The 369-nt window shown below is 64.2% G+C and carries 1 protein-coding gene; it reads right to left on the reverse strand.

Annotated features, from left to right (window positions below; genetic code table 11):
• On the reverse strand, nt 1-369 hold a 369-nt coding region (locus OO68_RS48965), incomplete at both ends, for a cobaltochelatase subunit CobN (RefSeq protein WP_157852837.1).

A 369-nucleotide genomic window follows, 5' to 3' on the forward strand; every position in this document is an offset into this window, starting at 1 on the left:
GGTGTGCTCCGTCCTGCACCGCAAAAGCGCTCGGGATGCGGAACGGATCGAAGCCATGGAGATTACGCCCAGTCGGCAGGATCGCCGGCGTGCGCAGAAGATCGCCGCCGGGTGCTGGACGCACGAATTTGCCGTCCAGCGCATGCAGGATCGCGGGCAGTTCATGATCCTGCTGGAGGATGCGATCGATGCCGGCCAATTCCGTGTAAAGCGACAGCGCAGCGTCGTTTTTCGCGGCCAGTCCTTCGGGCGTCTCGCCCTTCACCAGCGCTTCGAGGATCGATCTGTCCAGACGCGCGCCGTGCGAAGCATCGGCAACCGCCTGCAGCATCTCGACCCGCTGTTCGACCGACGGCGTCTCACCAACGA

Origin of the sequence: Streptomyces iakyrus (genome assembly GCF_000717055.1) — a bacterium.
GTDB classification, from domain to species: domain Bacteria; phylum Actinomycetota; class Actinomycetes; order Streptomycetales; family Streptomycetaceae; genus Streptomyces; species Streptomyces iakyrus.